This window comes from Pseudomonas sp. Sample_21 (genome assembly GCF_004307525.1).
In the GTDB taxonomy this organism is placed as follows: domain Bacteria; phylum Pseudomonadota; class Gammaproteobacteria; order Pseudomonadales; family Pseudomonadaceae; genus Aquipseudomonas; species Aquipseudomonas atacamensis.
The window spans coordinates 20,461-45,539 of sequence record NZ_RCNZ01000044.1; the positions used below are offsets into that span (position 1 = coordinate 20,461).

Consider the following 25,079-nt stretch of genomic DNA (forward strand, 5'->3'; position numbering starts at 1 on the left):
CCATCCGATCGTTCCCATGCTCCGCGTGGGAACGCCGCCCGGGACGCTCCCCGTCCCTGAGACGCAGAGCGTCTCTGGATGCATTCCCACGCAGAGCGTGGGAACGATCGGTGTAGCAACTGATGGCGATCGGTCAGGCGACGCTGATCTCGCCTTCACCCGCCAATTTGCGATTCAACTGATAGCGCCAGCGCACATACAACAGCGCCGAGCAGAACACCGCCAGGCTCGCGGCCATTTCCAGCAGGCCGAACAGCTGCCGGTTGGGGTCGTACGCCGCCAGTGCGCCTTTGATGAAATACAGGTTCACCACAAAACACATCCACGAATGGCCACGGGCGCTGCCCATGATCATCGCCGGGGCGAGCACCAGCCACGGGATCAGCTCGACCAGCAGAATCACCCACGGCCGCGCGCCATGCAGGTCGGCGAACAGCAGGTAATAAGCCGCCAGCAAACCGGCGAGGGCGAAAAAGCTCAGCAGGCTGAGCACGCGCATCGCCTTGACCCGTGGCTCAAGCCACTCTATCGAGGGCAGGACTTTCGGCTTCTTCGCCATCAGCCCACCAGTTTCTGCGCGGTTTTCGCCAGGCGCAGACCGAGTGCGCGACACAGCGCCACTTCGTGCTGGTCGAGACCGTTCTTGCCGTCGGCACCGGCGTGATGGCTAGCGCCATAAGGCGTGCCGCCACCCTCGGTTTCGAGCAGGGCCGATTCGCTGTAGGGCAGGCCGGTGATCAACATGCCGTGATGCAACAGCGGCAACATCATCGACAACAGCGTGGTTTCCTGACCGCCGTGCAGGCTGGCGGTGGAGGTGAACACGCCGGCCGGTTTGCCGACCAGCGCGCCGGTCAGCCAGAGGTTGCTGGTGCCGTCGAGGAAGTACTTGAGCGGCGCGGCCATGTTGCCGAAACGCGTCGGACTGCCCAAGGCGAGGCCGGCGCAGTTCTTCAGATCATCGAGGCTGGCATAAAGCGCGCCTTCAGCGGGAATCTCCGCCGCCACCGCTTCGCACTCAGTGGAAATCGCCGGCACCGTGCGCAGACGCGCTTCCATGCCGGCCTGCTCGATGCCACGGGCGATCTGCCGGGCCATCTCGTTGGTCGAACCGTTGCGGCTGTAATAGAGAACCAGAATGTACGGCGTGCTCATGGCAACAACTCCAGCACGTTTTCCGGCGGGCGACCGATGACGGCCTTGTCGCCGACTTCCAGAATCGGCCGCTCCATGAGTTTCGGGTGTGCGGCGATGGCGTCGATCAATTGCTGCTCGCTGAGGCTGGCGTCGGCCAGGTTCAGGGTTTTGTATTCCTCTTCACCGCTGCGCAGCAGCTGCCGCGCGCTGATCCCGAGCTTGCCGAGCAGGGCCTTGATCTGCGTGGCGCTGAGCGGCGTTTCCAGGTAGCGCACGACAGTCGGATGCAAGCCGCGGGCTTCGAGCAGTTCCAGCGCGCCGCGGGATTTCGAGCAGCGCGGATTGTGATAAAGCGTCAGATCGGTCATGGCGGGTCGCTTCTGGCGTAAAGTGGCGGCTATTCTAACTGTGCGGCGCGCAATCCAGAACCGTCAGAGGCGATGGGTCGCAGGCGCTTTCGAATTTTCACAAGGAACACGACATGACACGGCGATTGGCAGCGGCATTGACGATAATCGGGGCGTTGATGCTGGGGGGCTGCGGCAATGATTACGGCATCGACCAGAACGGCCAGAAGGTAGCGTCCGAACGTCTGGACAAACAATGGGTGGTGCTTAACTACTGGGCCGAATGGTGTGGCCCGTGCCGCACGGAAATTCCCGAGCTGAATCATTTGGCTGATGAGCTCAAGAGCAAGAATGTCGGGGTGTTCGGGGTCAACTTCGACAACGTGCAGGGCGCGGAGCTGAAAGAGGCGAGCGAAAAACTCGGCATCAAGTTCACCGTGCTGGCGCAGGATCCGGCCGAGCTGTTCGACCTGCCGCGCAGTGAGGCGCTGCCGGTGACCTTCATCATTGATGACAAGGGCAAGGTGCGTGAGCAGTTGCTGGGTGAGCAGACGGCGGCGGGCGTGATGGCGAAGCTGGAGGCGTTGCGGAACAAGTAACCTGTGGCGAGGGGATTTATCCCCGTTGGGTCGCGAAGCGGCCCCATGCGCAGTTCCGGGCGAACTGCAAACTCAGGGCTGCTACGCAGCCCAACGGGGATGAATCCCCTCACCACAGGTAACCCCCTGCGGGCACAGAAGGGGCTCAGCCCTCTTCCAGCCACCAGCGCAACGGTTTGCCTTCAGCCGGCCAAAAGCGAACCTGCTCGATGGGCGAAATGTCCCAGCGCTCGACTTTTTCCAGCGCCTGCAAGAAGCGTTGTTCCTGCTCCATCAACGCCGGGGCGCAGAGCTTGCGGGTCTTGCCGATCTTGCCGAAGCTCAGCTTGTCGCCGTCCTGCGTGTACGGCGCGAACCAATGGTTGCAGCCGCCGTTGCCGTAGGCGCGGCCGTCATCGCCAAGGGTCACGGTCAGATGGCTGTAATCCATCAGTGGCCGCTCGCCGATCCATTCCAGAATGTAGCTGCGGTTGTGCTGCAGTTGCACCGGCTCTGCGGCGCAACCAGCCAGGCCGACACCGATCAGTGCGGTCAGGGCGAGGCGTTTCATCACGCAGGCTCCTGGCATTTCGGGCACAGGTGCTTGTCGCCGACGGCTTTCCAGCCCAGCTCGGCGATGCGCGCGGTGGCGGCGGGTTTCTCAGCGGACTTGCCGAGTTTGGCATCCACGGCGAATTCGAAGCTCAGCTCTTTCGCGCAGCTGTCGCAGTTGACCTGCCAGGTGTGAATGGCCAGTTCGCCGAACACCGGGCCTGTGGTCATCGCGGTCCATTGGCCTGGCGGATTGATCAGGTGGCGCACCGTGTCGACGGTCAGGCGCATGGACAAATCCTTGCTGCCTTTGAGCGTGACCAACAGGGCATCGCCGATACGGATCGAGCCACCGTTGCCGGTCACTTGATAGCGGCCTGGAACCAGGGCGCGGCATTCGGTGAGGGTGTGTTGCGGGTTCATCAGGGTGTAGCGGAAATCGTGTTCGACCATGGGTCCTCCAAATATGCGCGACATGCTAGCACGGGCTCGATTGCAGAATGATGCACGCGTGCGACCTTCGATCCGGTTCAAATGCGCCGACAGTCATGGCAAACTGCCGGCCCCCGAATCTGAAGGAACGGAACATGGCGCTGATCGAATGTTATGAATGCAAGCGGAGCATCAGTTCCGAAGCGCTGGTGTGCATTCACTGCGGCGCGCCGATGGCCGAGCACGCCGCCATGCAGGCGCAATCGACGGCGGCACCGGTGCAAGCCTCGACGATTTCCTTCGGCAGCCTGCCACGCAACAACGCAGTGCCCGAGGCGGTTGCGCCGCCAGTGTCCGAGCCTTTACCCAAAGTGATGCCGGCAGCAGCAGGGCGTCGCCGTCGTCAGCAGGCCGCAGAACAGGCCCGCGAGGAGCAGCAACCGCTCAATCCCGATGGCAGTCGCCCGGTGGAAGGCTGGCTGAAAATCATGGTGTTTCTGCTACCGGCGTTTTTCGTCTGGTTCCTGCTGCGCAACGGCCATTCCAGCAAGCAGCGCCTGCTCGGCTTCGGCTGGCTGGGCTTGCTGATCCTGGCGTCTTCGCTGTCCAAGTAAAACCGTTCAACCCTCGACCTGGTTCTGCGGCGCACCTGCCGCCCAGGTCGCTATGTTGTGCAGGGTGGTCGCGGCAATCGCGCCCAGAGCTTCGCGGGTCAAAAACGCCTGATGCGCGGTGATGATCACGTTGGGAAACGTCAGCAGACGCGCCAGCACATCGTCCTGCAGCGGCAGGTCGGAGCGATCCTCGAAAAACAGCTGCGCCTCTTCCTCATAAACATCCAGCCCCAGATAACCGAGTTGGCCGTCCTTCAGCGCGTCGATCAGCGCTGGCGTGTCCACCAGCCCGCCACGCCCGGTGTTGATCAGCATCGTCCCGGCCAGCATGTGTGCCAGTGAGTCGCGATTGATCAGGTGCTTGCTCTGTTCGTTGAGCGGGCAATGCAGGCTGATGATCCGCGACTGCGCGAGCAACTCCGGCAGGCTCAGATAACGTGCGCCCAAGGCCAGCACCTCGGGATTGGGATACGGATCGTAAGCGAGCAGTTCACAGCCGAAGCCGTGCATGATTTTCGCGAACGTTGCACCGATCTGCCCGGTGCCGACGATGCCGACGGTTTTGCCGACCAGATCGAAACCGGTCAGGCCATGCAGGCTGAAATCGCCTTCGCGGGTGCGGTTGTAGGCGCGATGCAAGCGACGATTGAGGGCGAGGATCAGCGCCACGGCATGTTCGGCCACGGCGTGCGGCGAGTAGGCCGGCACACGAACCACGGCCAGGCCGAGGCGTTTCGCCGCCGGCAGGTCGACATGGTTGTAACCCGCCGAACGCAGGGCAATCAGCCGCGTGCCGCCGGCAGCGAGGCGTTCGAGCACCGGGGCGCTGAGGTCGTCATTGATGAACGCGCAGACCACTTCGTGTTGCTCGGCCAGCGCCGCCGTATCGAGGCTCAGTCGCGCTGCTTGAAAGTGCAATTCAAGCCCGGCCGCGCAGTCGGCGCCGAGAAAGCTGTCGCGGTCGTAGGTCTGGCTACTGAAAATGATCGTGCGCATGAATCCTCCCGGAACATCGACGCGGGCCGCAATGGCCCGCGACAACTGTAGCGCTTTGCGCGCGCCGTGCCTTGCCGTGGATCAGGCGCTGATGCGCGCCTGCGCCGCGAGTCGATTGATCGAGCGCTCCAGTTCATCCAGAGCGGCGGCGGCTTTCGGATCGTCCTGCTTGAGCAGGGTTTCGCTGCGCTGGCAGGCGGCGCGCAGTTGCGGCACGCCGCAATAACGGGTGGCGCCGTGCAAGCGGTGCACGCGTTCGAGCAGGGCATTCTGGTCGTGGCTGTCACGCGCGGCGCGTATCGCTTCGCGGTCGGCTTCCAGCGAGGCCAGCAGCATGGCGAGCATGTCCGCCGCCAGATCCGCTTTGCCCGCCGCCAGACGCAAGCCTTCTTCGTGATCGAGCACTGGCAGTTCCTGCTGACTCGCTGCGCTGTCGCCGCTGCGCTCCGGCGCCTGATTGCGCAGGGCCAGTCCGGTCCACTTCAACACCACCTGCGCCAGTTGCCGCTCGCTGATCGGTTTAGTCAGGTAGTCGTCCATGCCGCTTTGCAGCAGCGCGCGTTTTTCATTGGCCATGGCGTGGGCAGTGAGGGCGACGATCGGCAGCGGCGTGCAATGCCGCTCGCTTTCCCACTGGCGAATGGTTTCCGTGGTCTGGCGGCCATCCATGCCTGGCATCTGCACGTCCATCAACACCAGATCGAAAGATTCGCTTTGCACCGCTTTGACTGCTGCGTAACCGCTTTCCACCGCGAGCACGCGGGCGCCCATGTCTTCGAGCAGGGTCTGCACCAGCAACAGATTCGCCGGGTTGTCGTCGACACACAGCACGCGCGGCGCACGGCTGGACAGCGGCTCGCCCGGTTCGCTGCGCGGCTGGCGCGGATTGACCAGATCGGACAGCGCCCGGCGCAGCTTGCGCGTACATGCCGGTTTGGCTTGCAGCTGGCTGTGCGGGTTGGGTACCGACAGATGAAATAGCGTCTGTTCGGTGGTCGGGCACAGCACCAGCACTTTGCAGCCCAAGTGTTCGAGGTCCCAGATGTGCTGGTTCAAGCGTTCCGGGAGCATGTCGTTGCTGGTGATGCCGATCACCGCCAGATCGATCGCCTGATCGGTCTGATGCGCGCCGGTGACGCCATTGCTCAGGCTCTCCAGAGTATTGAACGGCGTAACTTGCAGTCCGCAGTCTTCCAGCTGATGTTGCAAGGCCTGACGCGCCAGTTCGTGGTTTTCCAGCACCGCCACACGACGCCCGAGCAGCGGCGCGGCGGGCAGGTCCTCGGCATCGTCGCGGGTCTTGGGCAGGCTCAGGCTGATCCAGAATTCCGAACCTTCGCCCGGCGTGCTGTCGACGCCGATCTCGCCGCCCATCTGCTCGATCAGGCGCTTGGAAATCACCAGCCCCAGCCCGGTGCCGCCGGGTTGGCGCGACAGCGAATTGTCGGCCTGACTGAAAGCCTGGAACAGCGCGCGGACATCCTGACTCGACAGACCGATGCCGGTGTCCTGAATGCTGATGCGCAGTTGCACGCTGTCTTCGTGTTCGTCTTCGAGCATCGCCCGGGCGACGATGGTGCCTTCGCGGGTGAACTTGATCGCGTTGCTGACCAGATTGGTGAGGATCTGCTTCAGGCGCAGCGGATCGCCGACCAGCGACAGCGGCGTATCGCGATAGACCAGGCTGACCAGCTCGAGCTGCTTGGCGTGCGCGGCCGGGGCGAGAATGGTCAGGGTGTCCTGAAGCAGGTCGCGGAGGTTGAACGGAATGTGGTCGAGCACCAGTTTGCCGGCCTCGATTTTCGAGAAGTCGAGAATCTCGTTGATGATTCCCAACAGGCTGTCGGCGGACTTTTCGATGGTGCCCAGATAGTCGAGCTGGCGCGGGGTCAGTTCGCTTTTCTGCAACAGGTGAGTAAAGCCGAGAATGCCGTTGAGCGGCGTGCGGATCTCGTGGCTCATGTTGGCGAGGAATTCGGATTTGATCCGGCTGGCTTCCAACGCTTCTTTGCGCGCCAGGTCCAGTTCGATGTTCTGGATCTCGATGGTTTCCAGGTTTTGCCGCACGTCCTCGGTGGCCTGATCGACGCTGTGCTGCAATTCTTCGCGAGCGTTCTGCAGGGTGCCGGCCATGCGGTTGATGCCGGAGGCCAGTTCATCCAGTTCCTGACTGCCGAGCGGCGGCAAGCGGGTTTCCAGATGACCGTCCTTGAGTTGCGCAACCGCTTGTTTGATCTGGCTCAGCGGACGGTTGATGGTGCGGCCCATGCGCAACGCGAGGAGGGCGGCGCCGGCAAGTCCGGCGGCGATCAGCAGCAGGCTGGCGAACAGGCTGCGATAGCCGCGCAGCAACATGCCGTTGTGCGACAGCTCCAGCTCGACCCAGCCGAGCAGGCGTTCGGATTCTTCGGGAATGATTTCGCCGGCGAGGTTGCGATGCTTGCCGAACACCGGCATCAGGTAGCGCGTCGCGTCATTGCCGCTGCGTCGTTGCAGCAGCGCGCTGTCGCCGCTTGGCGCTTGATTGAGCATGGTCGGGCCGGCGTGGGCCAGTGGCGAGCGATCCGCCGCGAGGAAAGTCACCGCGCGCACGTCGGGTTGTTCAAGGGACTGGGTGGCGATGCGTTCAAGCAGATCGGCGTCGCCGTGACCCATCGCCGGGGCCACCAGTGGCGCCAGTTGCTCGGCGATCATTTCGCCGCGCTGCATCAACTGGCTGTGCAGGTCGGTCTGCTGCGTCCAGGTGAAATAGCCACCCAGCACCAGCGCCATCAGGCTGGTCGGCAACAAGGTCAGCAACAGCACGCGACCTTTGATTCCCAGTTTCTTGAGCACGCCTATCTCCCGCATCCCGCTGATCTGTTGACACATGCGTGCATCCGGCACGCGACATGGGCGCAGTGTAGCGATTTGCAGGCGGGCAATCTTGCGGAAAATGCAGCGCCGCCCACGCACTCGTTCGTCCGACAGGTCAAGCTTGTGTTGCCCGCTGTCGGACAATCTTGAATAATCCGCCAACTGAGAATTACTTGCAGATACTCATGACTCCTGTTTCCGTTGGCCAGCCACGCATCCTTTCCATTGAAGACGATCCGGTCCTCGGCGCGTATGTGCACGAGCATCTGGGCCGCAGCGGTTTTCAGGTGACCTGGTGCCAGAACGGCCAGGAAGGTCTGAACATCGCCCAGTGCCAGCCTTTCGACGTGGTGCTGATGGATATTCTGCTGCCGGGGCTCGATGGTCTGCAGTTGTTGACGCAATTGCGGCAGAGCCATTCGACGCCGGTGCTGCTGATGTCGGCGCTGGGTGCCGAGGCCGATCGCATCAGTGGTTTCCGCCTCGGCGCCGATGACTATTTGCCCAAGCCGTTCAGCATGGCCGAGTTGCATGTGCGCATCGAAGCGATCCTGCGCCGGGTGGCATTGGATCGGCGCCCGCCTGCGGTTACCGCTGCGGTGGTCAGCGGCACCCTGCGTTTCGATGACGAACACTGCGACGTGTTCTTCCGCGAGCAAGCGGCCGGGTTGACCCGCAGCGAATTCCGTCTGCTGGAAACCCTGCACCGCAACAACGAGGAGGTGCTGAGCAAGGCCTTCCTTTATCAGCATGTCCTGCAACGCGGCTTTGCGGCGCACGACCGCAGCCTCGACATGCACATCAGCCAGATCCGCCGCAAACTCAAAGCCATCGGTTACACCGAGCGCGAAGTGCGCACGGTGTGGGGCAAGGGCTATGTCTTGAGTGGCGCTGATGAAACTGTCTGAGCTGCCGGGGCGGCATTCGCTGTTCTGGAAACTGGCGTGCCTGCTGGTGGCGTTCTGTCTGCTGATGATCTGGCTGAGCTGGTCGTGGGGCCGCTACATGGAGGAGCGCAATCAGTTCCTCTCCAGTGACGCGCGCAGCACCCTCAGCCGTTATGCCGCGCAAGCCGAACAGGCGTGGCAGCGCGGCGGGCCCAATGGCGTCGATGACTGGTTGCAGAGCATGGAATTGCGCGAGGCCAGTTGGGTCGGCGTGATCGGCGCTGATTTGCAGTCGCTGAGCAGCCAGCCGTTGAACGCGGCAGAGGTGCAGCACCTGACCTTTTTGCGCGGCCTCGACTGGCCGATCCACAAGAAGGGCCGACCTTGGCTGCGGGTGCCGTTCCCGCAGGATCCGGCCGTCGGCATTCTCGTCATTGAATTGCCCGAGCGTTTTGTCCCGGGCAAGTACCGGGTGTTCTGGCGGGTGATCACCAACGGCGTGATTCCCGGGCTGTTCACCCTGTTGCTCTGCGTCGGCTTGTACCGCCTGTTGGTGGTGCCGCTGAACAACCTGCGCGAACAGGCCAACGCCTGGCGCGCCGACCAGTTGAATGTGCGCCTGTCGAGCGGCATCACCCAGCGCCCGGATGAACTCGGTGAACTGGCGCGGGCCTTCGATTCCATGTCCGAGCGCCTGCAAACCACGGTCGCCTTGCAGCAGCAATTGTTGCGCGACCTGTCCCACGAACTGCGCACGCCGCTGAGCCGCCTGCGCGTGGCCAGTGAAAGCGAACAGGGCTTGGCGCAATTGCGCGAGCGCATCGGCCGCGAGGTCGACGGCATGCAACGTTTGGTCGAAGACACCCTGCAACTGGCCTGGCTCGACACCGACCGCTCGCCGTTGCCGGATGAAGCGATCCAGATTCAGGCACTGTGGGAAATGCTCACCGACAACGCCTGTTATGAAAGCGGCTGGCCGAGCCTGCAATTGCAATGCTCGGTCGAAGCTTCGTGTTGGGTGCGCGGCAACCTCAATACCCTCGCGCAAGCGCTGGAAAACATCCTGCGCAACGCCATTCGTCACTCGCCCGAGGGCGGCATCGTGCGGCTCGATGGACGGCGCGATGGCGAGTATTGGCATTTGTGGCTGGAGGATCAGGGCGGCGGCGTGGCTGACGAAGATCTGCAGCGGATCTTTTCGCCGTTCATTCGATTGGATGGATCGAGACCCGGAGATGGTGGCTTTGGCCTGGGCTTGAGCATTGCCCGCAACTCGGTGCAGCGCCAGGGCGGGTTGCTCTGGGCGGAAAACACCGGGGCGGGGTTGCGGTTGAATTTGCGCTTGTTGGCGGATGATGGTGTTGCCCATGCGGACGCCTTCGCGAGCAGGCTCGCTCCCACAATGGCTGTGCATTCGCCGCAGATCGCATAAGCAACATTCATCCCCGTGGGAGCGAGCCTGCTCGCGAATTCCAAGCAGCACCACGAGAACTGAGTGTTGCGCAAATAAAAGTCTCACCACTGGTGAGACTTTTGTGCCTTATTCCCATAAACCATAAGCACCGCACTTTGCGTGATATGGCCTGCGCGGGTTTGCCGGTATGATAGGCGCCCCCGCACGTCTGGATTGCGAATACGCCATGACCCTGCAGTACCCAACCATCGCCGATTGCGTCGGCAACACGCCGCTGGTGCGTTTGCAGCGCCTGCCCGGCGCTACCAGCAACACCCTTTTGCTCAAGCTCGAAGGGAACAACCCGGCAGGTTCGGTCAAGGACCGCCCGGCGTTGTCGATGATCACTCGCGCCGAGTTGCGCGGGCAGATCAATCCCGGCGATACGCTGATCGAGGCGACCTCTGGCAATACCGGTATCGCGCTGGCGATGGCCGCTGCGATCAAGGGTTACAAGATGATCCTGATCATGCCGGACAACTCCAGTGCCGAGCGCAAGGCAGCGATGACCGCTTACGGTGCCGAGCTGATCCTGGTGACTCAGGAAGAGGGCATGGAAGGCGCCCGCGATCTGGCCCAGCGTATGGAAGCCGAAGGCCGTGGCAAGGTGCTCGACCAGTTCGCCAATGGCGACAACCCGGAAGCGCACTACACCACCACCGGCCCGGAAATCTGGCGTCAGACCCAGGGCAGCATCACCCATTTCGTCAGTTCGATGGGCACCACCGGCACCATCATGGGCGTGTCGCGCTACCTCAAAGAGCAGAGCGACAGCGTGCAGATCGTCGGTCTGCAACCGATGGAAGGCTCGGCCATTCCCGGCATCCGCCGCTGGCCGCAGGAATACCTGCCGAAGATCTATCAGGCTGACCGCGTCGATCGCATCGTCGACATGGCGCAAAGCGAAGCCGAAGACGTTACCCGGCGCTTGGCCCGCGAAGAAGGCATCTTCTGCGGCGTGTCCTCGGGCGGTGCGGTGGCAGCGATGCTGCGCTTGTCCAAAGAAGTTGAAAACGCGGTGATCGTCGCGATCATCTGCGACCGTGGCGACCGTTACCTGTCGACCGGCATTTTCGACGCGCCGAACTGATGGCCAAACACGAGAGAGGCCTGCGCTTCCAGCCCACCGGCGGCAGCAAGGCGCCACAGATCCCGACCGGCAAAAAGCAGCGCTTGAGTATCGAGCGCCTGGCCAATGACGGTCGCGGTATCGCGTTTTTCGAAGGCAAAACCTGGTTCGTCCTCGGCGCCCTTGCCGGGGAAGAGGTCGAAGCGCGGGTGCTCGGCGCCCACGGCAAAGTGGTCGAGGCGCGTACCGAACGGGTATTCACTGCCAGCGAATTGCGTCGTCCGGCAGCGTGCGCGCACTTTGGTCGCTGTGGCGGTTGCAGCGTTCAGCACTTGCCCCACGACGAACAACTCGCCCTGAAACAGCGCATGCTCGCCGAGCAATTGTCGCGGGTGGCTGGTGTCGAACCTGAAGAGTGGGCAGCGCCGCTCACCGGCCCGGAATTCGGTTACCGTCGGCGTGCGCGGATCGCCGTGCGCTGGGACATGAAGGCAAAGAAACTCGAAGTAGGTTTCCGCGCCGCCGGCAGTCAGGACATCGTCGCGATCAGCGAATGCCCGGTGCTGGTACAGCCCTTGCAGCCGATCATGACCCGCTTGCCGGAGATGCTGCGGCGCCTGAGCAAACCGCAAGCGTTGGGCCATGTCGAGTTGTTCAGCGGCTCATCACTGGCGGTATTGCTGCGACACATGGCGCCGTTGTCCGAAGCGGATCTGAGCATCCTCAAGGATTTCTGCCGGTTTCATGAAGCGCAGTTGTGGTTGCATGGCGAAGGTGAACCGCAACCGGTCGAGGCCGGTCAGAGCCTCGGTTATCGCCTGGAACAGTGGAATCTCGAGCTGGCTTATCGGCCGGGTGACTTCGTTCAGGTCAACGCCGGGGTCAACGAAGCGATGATCGCCCAAGCGCTGGACTGGCTGAAACCAGCGGCTGAAGAACGCGTGCTCGACCTGTTTTGCGGGTTGGGAAATTTTGCGCTACCGCTGGCCAAAGGCGTGCGTGAAGTGGTGGCGGTGGAGGGTGTGCAGACCATGGTCGAGCGTGCCGCTGCCAACGCCGTCAGTAACAATTTGCATAACACAAAGTTTTTTCAAGCCGATTTATCCCAGCCTTTGAGCGATGCCCAGTGGATCGGAAACGGCTTTTCTGCGGTACTCTTGGACCCACCGCGTGACGGTGCTTTCGAGGTGGTGCGCAAGCTCGCGACCCTGGGTGCCAAACGGTTGGTATACGTGTCGTGCAACCCGGCCACGCTGGCGCGCGACACGCAGGAATTGATCAAGCAGGGCTACCGGTTAAAACGTGCCGGGATTCTCGATATGTTTCCTCAGACGGCACATGTCGAGGCCATGGCGTTATTTGAAGCGAGCCAGGACGGCTCGTCTGAATCCGTCTGATCTGTCCGCGCAGCGCTCGCCTGAGCCCCGCGAGCGCGAACGGACACTGAGGATCAGCGATTTGACGCATTGAATCTGCGTCGTAGGGAAGGTAAAGCAGCATGGTACAGGTGAGAGCACACCAGCCGATCAACACCGACGGCAGTATCAATCTCGAGGCCTGGCTCGATCACGCGGTCAGTGTCGATCTGGCACTGGATCGCGAGGCCTTGAAAGAAGCCTGCGAGTTCGCTCGCGAGGCCGAACAGCAGTCCAATGCGAAGAAGAACCTGTGGGCCGAAGGCTCCGGCAGTTTCAGCACGGGCCTTGAGATCGCCGAGATCCTCGCCGACCTCAAGCTCGATCAGGATTCACTGGTCGCCGCCGTGTTGTATCGCGGCGTGCGCGAAGGCCAGATAGAGCTGGCGGCCATCGGCCAGCGCTTCGGTCCGGTAGTGGCCAAGCTGATCGACGGCGTGCAGCGCATGGCGGCCATCAGCGCCAGCCTCAGCCCACGGCAATCGATGGTCATGGGCACGCAAGGGCAGGTCGAGAACCTGCGCAAGATGCTCGTGGCCATGGTCGATGATGTGCGCGTTGCGCTGATCAAACTGGCCGAACGCACCTGCGCCATCCGTGCGGTGAAAACCGCCGACGATGAAAAGCGCAACCGCGTCGCTCGCGAAGTCTTCGACATCTATGCGCCGCTGGCGCATCGCCTCGGCATCGGTCATATCAAATGGGAACTGGAGGACTTGTCCTTCCGTTATCTGGAACCCGATCAATACAAGCAGATCGCCAAGTTGCTCCACGAGCGGCGGCTGGACCGCGAGCGTTTCATCAGCGACGTGATGACCCAGCTCAAGGACGAACTGCAGGCCACCGGCGTCGACGCCGACATCAGCGGCCGGGCCAAACACATCTACTCGATCTGGCGCAAAATGCAGCGCAAGGGTCTGGAATTCAGCCAGATCTATGACGTTCGCGCGGTGCGCGTGCTGGTGCCGGAAATGCGCGACTGCTACACCGCGCTTGGCATCGTTCACACCCTGTGGCGGCACATCCCGAAAGAATTCGACGACTACATCGCCAACCCGAAAGAGAACGGCTACCGCTCGCTGCACACGGCGGTGATCGGCCCGGAAGGCAAGGTCCTCGAGGTGCAGATCCGCACCCATTCGATGCACGAAGAGGCCGAACTTGGCGTCTGCGCGCACTGGCGCTACAAGGGCACCGACGTCAAATCCGGCTCGAACCATTACGAAGAGAAAATTTCCTGGCTGCGTCAAGTGCTCGAATGGCACGAAGAGCTGGGTGACATCGGCGGTCTGGCCGAGCAGTTGCGCGTCGACATCGAGCCCGATCGGGTTTACATCTTCACTCCCGACGGTCACGCCATCGACTTGCCGAAAGGCGCGACGCCGCTGGATTTCGCCTATCGGGTGCACACCGAAATTGGCCACAACTGCCGGGGCGCGAAGATCAACGGCCGCATCGTGCCGCTGAACTACAGCCTGCAGACCGGCGAGCAGGTCGAGATCATCACCAGCAAGCACGGCACGCCGAGCCGCGACTGGCTGAACCCGAACCTCGGTTACGTCACCACCTCGCGGGCGCGGGCGAAGATCGTCCATTGGTTCAAGTTGCAGGCTCGCGATCAGAACGTTGCGGCCGGTAAAACCCTGATCGAGCGCGAACTCAATCGCCTCGGCCTGCCGGCGGTGGATTTCGACAAGCTGGCTGAAAAGGCCAACATGAAAACCGCCGAAGACATGTTCGCCGCCCTCGGTGCCGGTGACCTGCGTCAGGCGCATCTGGTCAACCTTGCCCAGCAATTGGTCGAACCGGAGCGCGGCAACGAGCAACTGGAACTGATCCCGCGCAAGGCCACCGGTTACAAACCGGGCAAGCGTGGCGATATCCAGATCCAGGGCGTCGGCAACCTGATGACGCAGATGGCCGGCTGCTGCCAGCCGCTGCCGGGCGATGCGATTGTCGGTTACATCACTCAGGGCCGTGGCGTGAGCATTCACCGCCAGGACTGCGCCTCGGTGCTGCAACTGGGCGGGCGCGAGCCGGAGCGGATCATTCAGGTCAGCTGGGGCCCGGTGCCGGTGCTCACCTATCCGGTGGACATCATCATCCGCGCCTACGACCGTTCCGGGCTGCTGCGTGACGTCTCGCAGGTGCTGCTCAACGAGCGCATCAACGTGCTGGCGGTCAACACCCGCTCGAACAAGGAAGACAACACCGCGCTGATGTCGCTGACCATCGAGATCCCCGGTCTGGATGCGCTGGGACGGCTGCTGGGGCGGATTTCGCAATTGCCGAACATCATCGAAACCCGGCGTAACCGTACCCCGTGATGCAATTGATTGTTCCCTGTGGGAGCGAGCCTGCTCGCGAAGAGGGCGTGTCAGTCGACATCTTTGTTGCAGACACAGCGCTTTCGCGAGCAGGCTCGCTCCCACAATGGTTTTGTGGTGAGACAGAAAAATGATGTACAGCCTCGAAGACCTGCTCCACCTGATGTCCCGCCTGCGCGATCCGCAGTTCGGTTGCCCGTGGGACATCAAGCAAACCTACGCGACCATCGTCCCGCACACCCTCGAAGAAGCCTATGAAGTGGCGGATGCCATCGAGCGTGGCGATCTCGACCATTTGCAAGGCGAGTTGGGCGATCTGTTGTTTCAGGTGGTGTATTACAGCCAGTTGGCCAAGGAAGAGGGGCGGTTCGAATTTGCGGGGGTGATCGACAGCATCACGCGCAAACTGATCCGCCGTCATCCGCATGTGTTTCCGACGGGCGACCTGTACGCGCCGCTCGACGTGCCGTGCTTGAGCGAAGAACAGGTCAAGCAGCGCTGGGAAGAGATCAAGGCCGAAGAGCGCGCCGAGAAAGCCTCTGCGCCCGAGCAGTTGTCCTTGCTTGATGATGTGCCGGCCACCTTGCCGGCACTGTCGCGCTCAGCCAAGTTGCAGAAGCGCGCCGGGCAGGTCGGTTTCGACTGGCCGGATGCCTTGCCGGTCCTCGACAAGGTCCGCGAAGAGCTCGATGAAGTGCTCGAAGCCATGTCGGAAAATGATCCGGTGGCGGTGGCCGACGAGATCGGCGATCTGCTGTTTTCCGTGGTCAATCTGGCCCGGCATTTGAAGGTCGATCCGGAAACCGCCCTGCGCGGCGCCAATGGCAAGTTTGAAAGACGTTTCCGTTTTATCGAACAGGCATTGCGCGACACCCATCGTCCCATGGAAGATTGCACCCTCGAAGAGTTGGACGCCCTGTGGGGCGAAGCCAAACGCCAGGAAAAGAATGAGCCCAGCTGCGGCTGAGCCGTTGCCCAAGTGAGTAAGCATTGATGAGCCTTTCCCTTCGCGACCAGTTGCTCAAAGCAGGCCTGGTCAACCAAAAGCAGGCCAAGCAGGTCAGCAAAGACAAGCAGAAGCAACAACGCCTGGCCCACAAAGGCCAGGCCGAGCTGGACGATTCGCAGCAGCGCGCCGCCCAGGAAGCCATGGCCGAGAAGGTCAAGCGCGACCAGGAGCTGAACCGTCAGCAGCAGGAGAAGGCCGAGGCCAAGGCCCGCGCTGCGCAGGTCAAGCAGTTGATCGAAGTCTCCCGTCTGCCCAAGCTGACCACCGAGGACTACTACAACTTCGTCGACGACAAGAAGGTCAAGCGCATCTCGGTCAACACGCTGATGCGCAACAAGCTCAGCAGCGGTTCGCTGGCGATCGTGCACCACAACGGCGGCTATGAAGTGATTCCCCGTGAAGCGGCGCTGAAGATCCAGGAGCGCGACCCGCAGCGCATCGTTCAGCTCAACGTGCAGACCGAAGAGGTCAACGCTGAGGACGATCCGTACGCGGCGTACCAGATCCCTGACGATCTGATGTGGTAAATCCACGGCTGTAACAACGACGAACCCCGCTCATGGCGGGGTTTGTCGTTTTCAAATGCTGTGTTGTTTCAGGCGGACTTCAGTTCTCTTTGCTGTTCCTGCACTTCCAGTTCGGCCTTGTAGTTATGGGCATCTATTTCGTTGTGGAACATGCCGACCAGCAAGTCTTGTTGATGCACATCCCAGATACGGATGCCGGCGGCCAGGCCTTCGTGGGACATGTGTGAATCGTCGCGTTCAGTTACTTTTACAGTCATCTGCTAGCTCCAAATCTCAAGTTACTGCACCAAGGCGTGTGCAGGACTCTGTTATAGGATTTGTTAGTCAGCTAAGTAAACCGCCAATTGGCGCAAGGTGTTGTTGCGGATTTCGCAACAAAGCTGGAGGCCGCGTAAACCGCGACATTCGGTCGCAGGGCGGTAAGTTTCATGACAGAAGTTTCATCTCCAGAACGCTCTGGATCCCTGTCTTTGATCGTTCCCACGCTCCGCGTGGGAATGCCTCTGGGGACGCTCCGCGTCCAGTGACGCGGAGCGTCACGGGCTGCATTCCCACGCGGAGCGTGGGAACGATCAACAACACTGACCGGAAGTTTCCCGGCTGATTTCTGCAGACGAAAAAAAAACGCCCCGAACCAGTCGGGGCGTTTTCATGTGCGGCTCAGCGGTGGGGAATTACTTGCCTTCCCAGCGCTTCAGCACCAGCGTGGCGTTGGTGCCGCCAAAGCCGAAGCTGTTGCTCATCACGGTGTTGATGGTGGCGTTCTCGCGGGTCTTGGTCAGCACCGGCAGATCGGCCACTTCCGGGTCGAGCTCGTCGATGTTGGCGGAGCCGGCGATGAAGTTGCCTTCCATCATCAGCATGCAGTAGATCGCTTCGTGCACGCCGGCGGCGCCCAGGGAGTGACCGGACAGGCTCTTGGTCGAGCTGATCGCTGGAGCCTTGTCGCCGAACACTTCACGCACACCTTTCATTTCCGCGACGTCGCCGACCGGAGTCGAAGTGCCGTGGGTGTTCAGGTAGTCGATCGGGGTGTCGACGGTGGACAGCGCCTGCTGCATGCAGCGGATCGCGCCTTCGCCGCTCGGGGCGACCATGTCGTAGCCATCGGACGTTGCGCCGTAGCCAACGATCTCGGCGTAGATCTTCGCGCCACGGGCCAGAGCGTGTTCCAGCTCTTCGACGACAACCATGCCGCCGCCGCCAGCGATGACGAAACCGTCGCGGTCCTTGTCGTAGGCGCGGGAAGCTTGTTCCGGGGTGTCGTTGCGCTTGCTGGACAGAGCGCCCATCGCGTCGAACAGGAACGACTGGCTCCAGTGCTCTTCTTCACCGCCACCGGCGAAGACGATGTCCTGCTTGCCCATCTGGATCTGTTCCATGGCGGTACCGATGCAGTGAGCACTGGTGGCGCAGGCAGAAGCGATGGAGTAGTTCAGGCCCTTGATCTTGAACGGCGTGGCCAGGCAAGCGGAAACGGTGCTGCTCATGGTCCGCGTTACACGGTACGGGCCAACGCGCTTCACGCCTTTCTCACGGAGGATGTCCAGCGCTTCCATCTGGTTCAGCGTGGAGGCACCGCCGGAACCGGCGATCAGGCCGGTACGCGGGTTGGACACCTGCTCTTCGGTCAGGCCGGAGTCAGTGATGGCGTCTTTCATGGCCAGGTAGGCGTAAGCCGCTGCATGGCCGACGAAGCGATAGATCTTGCGATCGATCAGCTCTTCAAGGTTGAGGTCGATGGAGCCGGAAACCTGGCTACGCAGACCCATTTCAGCATATTCCGGGTTGAACCGGATGCCAGGGCGGCTTGCACGCAGGTTAGCGGAGACGGTCTCTTTGTCATTGCCCAGGCACGAAACGATGCCCAGACCAGTGATAACGACGCGGCGCATGCGAATAACCCTTAGAAGTTGTCAGTGGAGGTGAACACGCCGACGCGCAGGCCTTCGGCGGTGTAGATTTCGCGTCCGTCGACACTGACCGAACCATCGGCGATGGCCATGTTCAGCTTGCCCTTGAGGACGCGTTTGATATGAATGTTGTAAGTGACTTTCTTCGCGGTCGGCAGCACCTGACCGAAGAATTTCACTTCGCCCGAACCCAGCGCACGGCCGCGGCCCGGCAGGCCTTGCCAGCCCAGGAAGAAGCCGACCAGTTGCCACATGGCATCCAGACCCAGGCAGCCCGGCATCACCGGATCGCCTTCGAAATGGCAGGCGAAGAACCACAGGTCAGGGTTGATATCCAGCTCGGCGACCAATTCACCTTTGCCGTACTTGCCGCCTTCTTCGCTGATATGGGTGATGCGATCCACCATCAGCATGTTCGGGGCGGGCAGTTGCGCGTTACCTGGGCCGAACAGCTCACCGCGACTGCAGCGCAGCAGGTCTTCCCGAGTAAAGGCGTTTTGTTTGGTCATGCGAGCTCCTCAATAATCCCATGCGGCAGGTGGGGCAGATCTTCCCGACCGTTCAAGGCGTTCATGCCTCGAACCGGCAGCCTACTCATAGACTATTGCGTTGTGGTGAAAGTCACAGCACCAAGGACATGAATGTACACTTGTGCACTGAAATTTTTAATCAAGCCCCTTTTGGGGCTCGTTCGGGTGCCTAAGACTGCCGCACTTTCGCTTTTCACGCCAGTCGCAGATGGTCGAAAGGCCCACACTACGACACCCAGCGCTGCAAAATCTGCTGCAGGTCATTGCGTTTGAACGGCTTGGCCAGGTAATCGTTCATCCCCGCCGCCAGACAGGTTTCGCGATCGCCCTGCAAGGCGTTGGCGGTCAGCGCGATGATCGGCACATCGCGGCGTCCGGGCAGGTCGCGGATCTGCCGCGTGGCCTCGTAGCCGTCGATGATCGGCAGCCGGCAATCCATCAGAATCACTTCGAATTCGCCACCCTCGGCACTGCGCACCGCCTGCGCGCCATCGGTCGCCACGCTGACGGCAAAGCCGAGGCTGCGCAGCATCGCTTCGATCACGGTCTGGTTGACCGGATTGTCTTCGACCAGCAACACATGGCGTCCCTCGCCCTGACCACTGCCGTTCAGGGTGCGCGGCGCGGCCAGCGCTGGCATTGCCTGCTTATAGAGCGCCAATGGAATTTCCAGAGTGAATACCGAACCGCGTCCTTCCTCACTCTGCGCGCGCAACGTGCCGCCCATGCGTTCGGCAAGGGTCCGCGCGATCGGCAGACCAAGCCCGGTGCCACCGTAACGACGGGAGATCGAACTGTCGGCCTGCTGGAAGGCATTGAACATCAGTTCCAGACTCTCCGAAGAAATGCCGATGCCGCTGTCGCGCACCGAGCAGGTGAACCACAGCAGTTCATGATCCAGCGACTGCCATTGCGCCTCGATGCTGACCCGGCCCTGTTCGGTGAACTTCAAGGCATTGCCGACCAGATTGACCAGAATCTGCCGGATCCGCGTCGGATCGCCCTGCACCTGCAAGCCGCGCATGTCGTCGGGAATGCGCAGATTCAGCGCCAGGCCTCGCTGCACCGCGCTGTGCTGGAACGACTGCGCGCAGGCGCCGATCAGCTCGGCGAGGTTGAACGGGATGTGCTCAAGCTCCAGCTCCGAACGTTCGATTCGCGAGAAGTCGAGAATGTCATTGATGACCTTGAGCAGATGTTCGGTCGACTCCGAAGCGAGCGCGGCGTATTCGACCTGCTCCTCGGTCATCTCGGTGGTTTCGAGCAATTGCAACATGCCCAGCACACCGTTCATGGGCGTGCGCAGTTCATGGCTCATCATCGCCAGAAAATCCGATTTGGCGTTGTTGGCCTTTTCCGCCTCTTCGCGGGTCTGGATCAGCTGCGCCATCGCCTGCTGCTGCTCGCGGCTGGCCTGTTCCAGCGCCTGGGCGAGGTTATTGATGTGCTGCGACAGCGCACCCAATTCAGTGTCATCGACAATCGGCAACGGGGTTTTGTAATCGCCTTCCTGAATCGCCTTGACCGCATCGCCGATGTCACGGATCGGCTGCGACAGACTGCCGGCCAGACGACGGGCGACGACGAAGGTGAAGAGCAGGGCGAACAGCGCGAGAATCCCGGCCTTGAACAGGATCTCCTGCTGGCGCTGACTGAAAGCGTCATTGGACAGCCCGACGATCACTCGCCCCAGATAATCCTCGCCGGCGGTGCTGTTGCTGACCTTGCCGTCCTGGAAGAAGTCGTTGTGTAAGGCGATCCGCTGCAAACGCACTGGCGCCTGGAACACTTCAACCTGATGCGGGCGGCTGTGGCTGTCGGCCGGTTGTTCGACATACACCAGAATCCGGTTGGCGCTGTCCTGCACTTCGAGAAAACGCACGTTGGGCGTGGCCAGTGTCGCCTTGAGCAGGCTTTCCAGCACTTCGTTGTTGCCGGAGATCACCCCGTATTCCGTGGCCGGGGCGAGTTGGTTGGCGATCAATTGGCCGGTGTGGTTCAACTCCTGACGCAGATCTTGAATACGCACGAAGGTAAAGAAGCTGATCAACAGCAACGTCAGCAGCAGCGCCGGGCCGAGGCTGATCAGCTGCGTGCGGGTGTTGATGTCCCAACGGCGACGAAAACTCATGGGCGGCGCTCTCCTTCGGCCAAGGCACTGGCGACAGATGCTTCATTCAGCGGTTCGATGCCTAAGGAACGAGCCACCTGCGCATTACTTGAGACTTTGAAACGAGCGGGGTAAAGCGTTCGCGGCCATGCGCTGGTGGGCTGATCGAGCAAATGGTCGAGAATCGCCAGCCAGTCGCTCTGGTCGCTGTAGGTACTGGCGAGGCTGCCAGCGCGAACGAATGCAATGTTGGGGCCGATCAGCGCAACCTGACGCGAGTAGCTGCTGAGCAAGAGGTTTTTCGCCGTTTGCGAGTTGTACAGATCGGGGGCGTCGAGGCCGAGCAGTACGTCGCTGCGTTTCAGCACCGCTTGCAGCGGACGGCTGTCATGAATGTTGTCCCAGCGCTGGCTGACAATCTCCAGATTCAACGGCCGTGCAGCCGCGCGCAGTTCGTCGAGAAGAAACTCGCCGTGTTCATCGAACAGCACACCGACCCGCCGGGCCTGCGGCAGAATCCGCCGGATGAGTTGCAGTTGCCGGCTCAACGGCGGGTCGCTCCAGAGCAGGCTCAGGCGCGCCGGTTGGGCATCGGCGAAACGCTGGCGCGCCTGCAAGCGGCTGATGCGCAACACCAGCGTCGACGGGCCTTGTGAGTCTTGCAGACGCCAGTCGAGGCTGGGCAGATCGAGCAGGATCAAGCGCAGACTGGTCGGTAATTTGCCCGGTGCCGGCAAACTCGCCAGCGGCTGGAACCGCACGTTGTCGGTCGGGCGCAGTTCACTCAGCGCTTGCACGAAGGCCTGCACGCCGGGGCTTTCCTCGGCGCCGGTCAATAGAATGTCCGCCGCTTGCACCGCGACGCCGTGCAGCCACGCAGTCATGAACAGGCAGAGCCCGGCCAGCCAGTGGCCCAGGGTGGGCGTCTTCCGTGACGGGCCGGTGCGCATCCTAGAACTCCAGCTCGGCACTGAAATACATCACCCGGCGTTCATCGTAATTATTGTCGACGAAGGTGTTCGGCTGATGATCGAGGCGCTGTTGCAGCACGCCGGCCAATTGCAGCTGAGCTTTGCCAATGGCGATGCGTTTGGCGATGCGCGTGTCGACGCGTTCGAAGCGATAGCCGTTGAGCGCGTTGTCGCCGTAATAGAAGAGGGCGCTGTTCCAGCCATGGCCCCAATTGCGCAGCCAACCGGCGGAACCGCTGTTGCGCGAGGTCAACTGCTGGTCCAGCGGATTGCTCGCCTCGGCGTCGACGAAGGCGTAGGTCAAACGCAAACGGTCGGCGCTGCTGAGGCGCCAGTCGAGTTGCGTTTCGGTGCCGCGAAAGCGCGAGCTGTTGGCGTTGCTGGCGATGTACTGATTGTTGCGCAGCGGTTCGCTGATCATCCCGGTGATTTCGTCGTAGAACAGCTTCACGTCGACGGCCAGTCCGAGTTCGGCGAAGTAACCGTTGTAGCCCAACTCGCGCGAGCGCATGTGTTCCTGATCGAGATCACCGGGGCCACGGGTCTTGACGAAATAGCGCGCCGACGACTGGCCGTAGGCCGAGGGTCGCAGGTTGCTGACCTGATAGCTCCAGTTGACGTTGTTCTCGAACATGTCCGGCGAGCGGATCGCTTCCGAGTACACCGCGCGCAGGCCATGACGCGGGTTGATCAGGTAGTTGACCGCGAAGCGCGGGGTCAGCGAACTGCCGATCAGTTGCGTGTCTTCGAACATCGCTCCGCCCTGCACCAGCCAGTGCTCGGTGGCGCGCCATTCCAGTTGGCCGAAGGCGCGCCAGGTGGTGTCGTCGAGGGTGCCGTTGAAATAGGTCTCGGAATCGGCGCGGTCGTAGCGGTAGTTGAGGCCGCTGACCAGTCGCAGGCTGTCGGACAGGCTGAGGGTGTCCTGCAGTTCGAGGTCGTAGCGCGATTCGCGGGCGCTCTGGTCGATATCGCCGCACAAGGTCCGGCTGGCGCCGTTGCGCCATTGCTCGAGCACTTGATTGGCCAGCGCCATTTCCTGCGGCGTGCCGGGTGCCGCGCCGGGGCCGGTGAACTGGTTGATGTTGCGCGCCAGCCGTTCGGTGTAATTCGGGTTGAGCTGCCACAGCTGCGCCAGCTCGGGGCTGAACGACACCTCGGCATCGCAGGCGCGCCAGACTTGCTGTCGATCCCAGTGCTGCGCCGAACCTTGCACATAAAGGCTGTGTTCGGGGTTGATATCGAGGTTCCAGCGCACCGAACCGGCGTAATCCTTGGCCACCACGTCGGAATTGTTCCCGGCGTCGGTAATCCCCGAGAACACCGGGCGGTAGGTATAAGGTCGCTGATTGCTGCCGTCCTTGGCGTTGAGCTGCCAGTCGAGGCTTTGCCCTTCATTGAGGTCGTGGCTGACCGCCAGGCTCAGACGATTCAAGCGTCGACTGTCGCGATAATCGGCGCCGTTGCGGTCGCTGTCGAAACCGTCGTCTTCCTGGCCGGACAGCGACAGGCGCAGATCACCGCCGTCCCAACCGGTGCCCTGACTGGCATAAAAGTCGTTGATGCCACGCTGGCCGCGCGTGATCTTCAAACGCGTGCCATGGCTGTCGGCTGGGTGGCGGGTGATGATGTTGATCACCGCCATCAACGCATTGGCGCCGTAGCTGACCGTGTTCGGGCCGCGAAATACCTCGATCCGGTCGATGTCTTCCATCGCTACCGGGATATCGCTCCAGTCCACCGTCGCCAGGCCGGCGCGATACACCGAGCGGCCATCGATCAACACCTGCATGCGCCGTGCTTCGCTGGCGTTGGTGCCGTGGTAGTTCACCGCCGGCTGATTGCCGTTGATGCTGCCAACCATCATTCCCGGTACCAGCCGCAGCAGTTCGCTGATGTCGCGGGCACCGCTGGCGCTGATCAGTTCGCTATCGAGAACGGTCATGCTTCCGGGCACTTCCGCCGGCGTCTGCTTCAGTCGCGTGGCCGTCAGCACCAGCGGCAGCGTCTGGCTGTCGACGAACAGATCGTCCGCCAGCACCAGCGGGCTGAACAGCAGCGCCAGGAGCAGCGGCGAGCGCGGGGGAGGAGGGCCAGAAAACACGACACAGCCTGCAGAGAGAAGAATTGGCGCGCATGTTAACCGAGGGCGGCGACTTTTCCAGTGACGTTGCAGGCATTTTCCTAGGTTTTATTGGTCTTCTTCCTACAAATGTCGGTAATTGTTGCTGGGGCTGGCCGCCATCGGGTCGCCCCGTATAATGCCCGGCATCGCCACTGGTATGGATTAACGGATTGCATATGACTGAACAGCGCCCGATTGCGGTCCTGGGAGGCGGAAGTTTTGGTACCGCCGTGGCCAATCTGCTGGCCGAGAACGGCCATCAAGTCCTTCAGTGGATGCGTGACCCCGAGCAGGCCGAGGCCATCCGGGTCAATCGCGAAAACCCGCGTTACCTCAAAGGCATCAAGATTTTGCCAGGGGTGACCGCTGTCACCGACCTGCAAGCCACTCTCGATGCCTGCGATCTGTGCTTTGTCGCGCTGCCATCCAGCGCCTTGCGCACGGTACTCGCCGCCCACGCCGAGCGCTTGAGCGGCAAGATGCTGGTCAGCCTGACCAAAGGCATCGAAGCGCAGACCTTCAAGCTGATGAGCCAGATTCTCGAAGAGATCGCCCCGCAGGCGCGCATCGGCGTGTTGTCCGGGCCGAACCTGGCGCGGGAAATCGCCGAGCACGCACTGACCGCCACGGTGGTCGCCAGCGAAGACGAAGAACTGTGCAAAGCGGTGCAAGCCGCCCTGCACGGTCGTACCTTTCGCGTTTACGCCAGCGCCGACCGTTTCGGTGTCGAGCTGGGCGGGGCGTTGAAAAACGTTTACGCGATCATCGCCGGCATGGCGGTGGCGCTGGAGATGGGCGAGAACACCAAGAGCATGCTGATCACTCGCGCCTTGGCCGAGATGACCCGCTTTGCGGTGAATCAGGGCGCGAACCCGATGACCTTCCTTGGTCTGGCCGGGGTCGGCGATCTGATCGTCACCTGTTCGTCACCCAAGAGCCGCAACTACCAGGTCGGTTTCGCCCTCGGTCAGGGCTTGAGCCTCGATGAAGCGGTGTCGCGTCTCGGCGAGGTCGCCGAAGGGGTCAACACCCTCAAGGTGCTCAAGGCCAAGTCCCAGGAAGTCGGCGTGTACATGCCGCTGGTCGCCGGGCTGCACGCGATCCTGTTCGAAGGACGCACGCTGGAGCAGGTGATCGGTCTACTGATGCGTGCCGAGCCGAAAACCGACGTCGACTTTATTTCCACCAGCGGTTTCAACTGATTCAGCTGTTACACGGACAGGAAGCAAGC

23 protein-coding genes are annotated in these 25,079 nt (G+C 61.9%); 10 read left to right on the plus strand and 13 right to left on the minus strand.

Annotation, left to right across the window (positions count from 1 at the left end; all coding sequences use genetic code 11):
* Positions 1-133: 133 nt before the first annotated feature.
* Genes D8U71_RS06275 through arsC form a run of 3 tightly spaced genes read right to left on the minus strand, consistent with a single transcriptional unit; the run spans position 134 to position 1,505 of the window.
* Positions 134-559, minus strand: coding sequence for a DUF2069 domain-containing protein (locus tag D8U71_RS06275; RefSeq protein WP_073472188.1), 426 nt, complete (start codon positions 557-559; stop codon positions 134-136).
* Positions 559-1,155: an NAD(P)H:quinone oxidoreductase gene (wrbA, locus tag D8U71_RS06280; RefSeq protein WP_041479575.1), complete on the minus strand. Its 597-nt coding sequence runs from the start codon at positions 1,153-1,155 to the stop codon at positions 559-561. The genes D8U71_RS06275 and wrbA overlap by 1 nt, the downstream gene beginning before the upstream one ends.
* On the minus strand, positions 1,152-1,505 hold the full coding sequence (gene arsC, locus D8U71_RS06285) for an arsenate reductase (glutaredoxin) (RefSeq protein WP_125926502.1): 354 nt from the start codon (positions 1,503-1,505) through the stop codon (positions 1,152-1,154). The genes wrbA and arsC overlap by 4 nt, the downstream gene beginning before the upstream one ends.
* 113 nt (positions 1,506-1,618) lie before the next feature.
* Between arsC and D8U71_RS06290 the strand changes: the two genes are divergently transcribed.
* A complete protein-coding gene (locus tag D8U71_RS06290) occupies positions 1,619-2,083 on the plus strand; it encodes a TlpA disulfide reductase family protein (protein ID WP_073472190.1) in 465 nt (154 codons plus the stop codon).
* Positions 2,084-2,228: 145 nt separating this feature from the next.
* On the opposite strand, the gene D8U71_RS06295 is transcribed toward D8U71_RS06290, so the two are convergent.
* Together D8U71_RS06295 and D8U71_RS06300 are read right to left on the minus strand one after the other, a co-directional pair.
* Positions 2,229-2,633 carry an META domain-containing protein gene (locus D8U71_RS06295; protein ID WP_130887402.1) on the minus strand — a complete coding sequence of 135 codons (405 nt, stop codon included), beginning with the start codon at positions 2,631-2,633 and terminating at the stop codon, positions 2,229-2,231.
* Positions 2,633-3,067 carry a hypothetical protein gene (locus tag D8U71_RS06300; protein ID WP_016773638.1) on the minus strand — a complete coding sequence of 145 codons (435 nt, stop codon included), beginning with the start codon at positions 3,065-3,067 and terminating at the stop codon, positions 2,633-2,635. Before D8U71_RS06300 ends, D8U71_RS06295 begins: the two co-directional genes overlap by 1 nt.
* Before the next feature lie 134 nt (positions 3,068-3,201).
* Here D8U71_RS06300 and D8U71_RS06305 point away from each other — a divergent pair, with 134 nt between their 5' ends.
* A complete protein-coding gene (locus D8U71_RS06305; protein WP_130887403.1) occupies positions 3,202-3,660 on the plus strand; it encodes a hypothetical protein in 459 nt (152 codons plus the stop codon).
* 6 nt (positions 3,661-3,666) lie between these two features.
* Here D8U71_RS06305 and D8U71_RS06310 read toward each other — a convergent pair whose 3' ends face one another.
* On the minus strand, positions 3,667-4,656 hold the full coding sequence (locus D8U71_RS06310; RefSeq protein ID WP_024013969.1) for a 2-hydroxyacid dehydrogenase: 990 nt from the start codon (positions 4,654-4,656) through the stop codon (positions 3,667-3,669).
* A gap of 81 nt (positions 4,657-4,737) precedes the next feature.
* The gene (locus tag D8U71_RS06315) at positions 4,738-7,491 is read right to left on the minus strand and encodes a response regulator (protein WP_051600774.1); all 2,754 of its coding nucleotides are present in this window, start codon (positions 7,489-7,491) and stop codon (positions 4,738-4,740) included.
* A gap of 206 nt (positions 7,492-7,697) precedes the next feature.
* Here D8U71_RS06315 and D8U71_RS06320 point away from each other — a divergent pair, with 206 nt between their 5' ends.
* The 7 genes from D8U71_RS06320 (at position 7,698) to D8U71_RS06350 (ending at position 16,199) form a co-directional block, all read left to right on the plus strand.
* Positions 7,698-8,420, plus strand: a complete 723-nt coding sequence (locus tag D8U71_RS06320) for a response regulator transcription factor (RefSeq protein ID WP_130887404.1) — start codon at positions 7,698-7,700, stop codon at positions 8,418-8,420.
* Positions 8,407-9,831 (plus strand): sensor histidine kinase, encoded by a 1,425-nt coding sequence (locus D8U71_RS06325; protein WP_130887405.1) that lies wholly within the window; start codon positions 8,407-8,409, stop codon positions 9,829-9,831. Before D8U71_RS06320 ends, D8U71_RS06325 begins: the two co-directional genes overlap by 14 nt.
* 208 nt (positions 9,832-10,039) lie before the next feature.
* Positions 10,040-10,942 carry a cysteine synthase CysM gene (gene cysM / locus D8U71_RS06330; RefSeq protein WP_039757833.1) on the plus strand — a complete coding sequence of 301 codons (903 nt, stop codon included), beginning with the start codon at positions 10,040-10,042 and terminating at the stop codon, positions 10,940-10,942.
* A complete protein-coding gene (rlmD, locus tag D8U71_RS06335) occupies positions 10,942-12,318 on the plus strand; it encodes a 23S rRNA (uracil(1939)-C(5))-methyltransferase RlmD (protein WP_130887406.1) in 1,377 nt (458 codons plus the stop codon). Before cysM ends, rlmD begins: the two co-directional genes overlap by 1 nt.
* Before the next feature lie 101 nt (positions 12,319-12,419).
* The gene (relA, locus tag D8U71_RS06340) at positions 12,420-14,663 is read left to right on the plus strand and encodes a GTP diphosphokinase (protein WP_041479585.1); all 2,244 of its coding nucleotides are present in this window, start codon (positions 12,420-12,422) and stop codon (positions 14,661-14,663) included.
* A gap of 133 nt (positions 14,664-14,796) precedes the next feature.
* Complete coding sequence (mazG, locus tag D8U71_RS06345; protein ID WP_130887407.1) at positions 14,797-15,630, plus strand: nucleoside triphosphate pyrophosphohydrolase; 834 nt, start codon at positions 14,797-14,799, stop codon at positions 15,628-15,630.
* Positions 15,631-15,656: 26 nt separating this feature from the next.
* Positions 15,657-16,199 carry a DUF2058 domain-containing protein gene (locus tag D8U71_RS06350; protein WP_016773645.1) on the plus strand — a complete coding sequence of 181 codons (543 nt, stop codon included), beginning with the start codon at positions 15,657-15,659 and terminating at the stop codon, positions 16,197-16,199.
* A gap of 68 nt (positions 16,200-16,267) precedes the next feature.
* On the opposite strand, the gene D8U71_RS06355 is transcribed toward D8U71_RS06350, so the two are convergent.
* The 6 genes from D8U71_RS06355 to D8U71_RS06380 all read right to left on the minus strand — a co-directional run bounded on the left by D8U71_RS06355 (position 16,268) and on the right by D8U71_RS06380 (position 23,827).
* Positions 16,268-16,456, minus strand: a complete 189-nt coding sequence (locus tag D8U71_RS06355) for a hypothetical protein (RefSeq protein ID WP_016773646.1) — start codon at positions 16,454-16,456, stop codon at positions 16,268-16,270.
* Positions 16,457-16,873: 417 nt separating this feature from the next.
* Entirely contained in the window at positions 16,874-18,094 is a 1,221-nt protein-coding gene (fabB, locus tag D8U71_RS06360; RefSeq protein WP_016773647.1) for a beta-ketoacyl-ACP synthase I, read from the minus strand.
* 11 nt (positions 18,095-18,105) lie between these two features.
* Positions 18,106-18,621, minus strand: coding sequence for a 3-hydroxyacyl-[acyl-carrier-protein] dehydratase FabA (fabA, locus tag D8U71_RS06365; protein ID WP_024013962.1), 516 nt, complete (start codon positions 18,619-18,621; stop codon positions 18,106-18,108).
* 247 nt (positions 18,622-18,868) lie between these two features.
* A complete protein-coding gene (locus D8U71_RS06370; RefSeq protein ID WP_125926507.1) occupies positions 18,869-20,773 on the minus strand; it encodes an ATP-binding protein in 1,905 nt (634 codons plus the stop codon).
* The gene (locus D8U71_RS06375) at positions 20,770-21,702 is read right to left on the minus strand and encodes an ABC transporter substrate-binding protein (RefSeq protein ID WP_130887408.1); all 933 of its coding nucleotides are present in this window, start codon (positions 21,700-21,702) and stop codon (positions 20,770-20,772) included. The genes D8U71_RS06370 and D8U71_RS06375 overlap by 4 nt, the downstream gene beginning before the upstream one ends.
* A gap of 1 nt (position 21,703) precedes the next feature.
* Positions 21,704-23,827, minus strand: a complete 2,124-nt coding sequence (locus D8U71_RS06380) for a TonB-dependent receptor (RefSeq protein WP_130887409.1) — start codon at positions 23,825-23,827, stop codon at positions 21,704-21,706.
* 197 nt (positions 23,828-24,024) lie between these two features.
* Between D8U71_RS06380 and D8U71_RS06385 the strand changes: the two genes are divergently transcribed.
* Positions 24,025-25,050, plus strand: a complete 1,026-nt coding sequence (locus D8U71_RS06385; RefSeq protein ID WP_024013958.1) for an NAD(P)H-dependent glycerol-3-phosphate dehydrogenase — start codon at positions 24,025-24,027, stop codon at positions 25,048-25,050.
* The last annotated feature ends 29 nt before the right edge of the window (positions 25,051-25,079 follow it).

Bases quoted from the DNA above. Each gene is read 5' to 3' on its own strand.
- D8U71_RS06275 (WP_073472188.1), bottom strand. From the start codon at position 559: ATGGCGAAGAAGCCGAAAGTCCTGCCCTCGATAGAGTGGCTTGAGCCA.
- wrbA (WP_041479575.1), bottom strand. From the start codon at position 1,155: ATGAGCACGCCGTACATTCTGGTTCTCTATTACAGCCGCAACGGTTCG.
- arsC (WP_125926502.1), bottom strand. From the start codon at position 1,505: ATGACCGATCTGACGCTTTATCACAATCCGCGCTGCTCGAAATCCCGC.
- D8U71_RS06290 (WP_073472190.1), top strand. From the start codon at position 1,619: ATGACACGGCGATTGGCAGCGGCATTGACGATAATCGGGGCGTTGATG.
- D8U71_RS06295 (WP_130887402.1), bottom strand. From the start codon at position 2,633: ATGAAACGCCTCGCCCTGACCGCACTGATCGGTGTCGGCCTGGCTGGT.
- D8U71_RS06300 (WP_016773638.1), bottom strand. From the start codon at position 3,067: ATGGTCGAACACGATTTCCGCTACACCCTGATGAACCCGCAACACACC.
- D8U71_RS06305 (WP_130887403.1), top strand. From the start codon at position 3,202: ATGGCGCTGATCGAATGTTATGAATGCAAGCGGAGCATCAGTTCCGAA.
- D8U71_RS06310 (WP_024013969.1), bottom strand. From the start codon at position 4,656: ATGCGCACGATCATTTTCAGTAGCCAGACCTACGACCGCGACAGCTTT.
- D8U71_RS06320 (WP_130887404.1), top strand. From the start codon at position 7,698: ATGACTCCTGTTTCCGTTGGCCAGCCACGCATCCTTTCCATTGAAGAC.
- D8U71_RS06325 (WP_130887405.1), top strand. From the start codon at position 8,407: ATGAAACTGTCTGAGCTGCCGGGGCGGCATTCGCTGTTCTGGAAACTG.
- cysM (WP_039757833.1), top strand. From the start codon at position 10,040: ATGACCCTGCAGTACCCAACCATCGCCGATTGCGTCGGCAACACGCCG.
- rlmD (WP_130887406.1), top strand. From the start codon at position 10,942: ATGGCCAAACACGAGAGAGGCCTGCGCTTCCAGCCCACCGGCGGCAGC.
- relA (WP_041479585.1), top strand. From the start codon at position 12,420: ATGGTACAGGTGAGAGCACACCAGCCGATCAACACCGACGGCAGTATC.
- mazG (WP_130887407.1), top strand. From the start codon at position 14,797: ATGTACAGCCTCGAAGACCTGCTCCACCTGATGTCCCGCCTGCGCGAT.
- D8U71_RS06350 (WP_016773645.1), top strand. From the start codon at position 15,657: ATGAGCCTTTCCCTTCGCGACCAGTTGCTCAAAGCAGGCCTGGTCAAC.
- D8U71_RS06355 (WP_016773646.1), bottom strand. From the start codon at position 16,456: ATGACTGTAAAAGTAACTGAACGCGACGATTCACACATGTCCCACGAA.
- fabB (WP_016773647.1), bottom strand. From the start codon at position 18,094: ATGCGCCGCGTCGTTATCACTGGTCTGGGCATCGTTTCGTGCCTGGGC.
- fabA (WP_024013962.1), bottom strand. From the start codon at position 18,621: ATGACCAAACAAAACGCCTTTACTCGGGAAGACCTGCTGCGCTGCAGT.
- D8U71_RS06370 (WP_125926507.1), bottom strand. From the start codon at position 20,773: ATGAGTTTTCGTCGCCGTTGGGACATCAACACCCGCACGCAGCTGATC.
- D8U71_RS06375 (WP_130887408.1), bottom strand. From the start codon at position 21,702: ATGCGCACCGGCCCGTCACGGAAGACGCCCACCCTGGGCCACTGGCTG.
- D8U71_RS06385 (WP_024013958.1), top strand. From the start codon at position 24,025: ATGACTGAACAGCGCCCGATTGCGGTCCTGGGAGGCGGAAGTTTTGGT.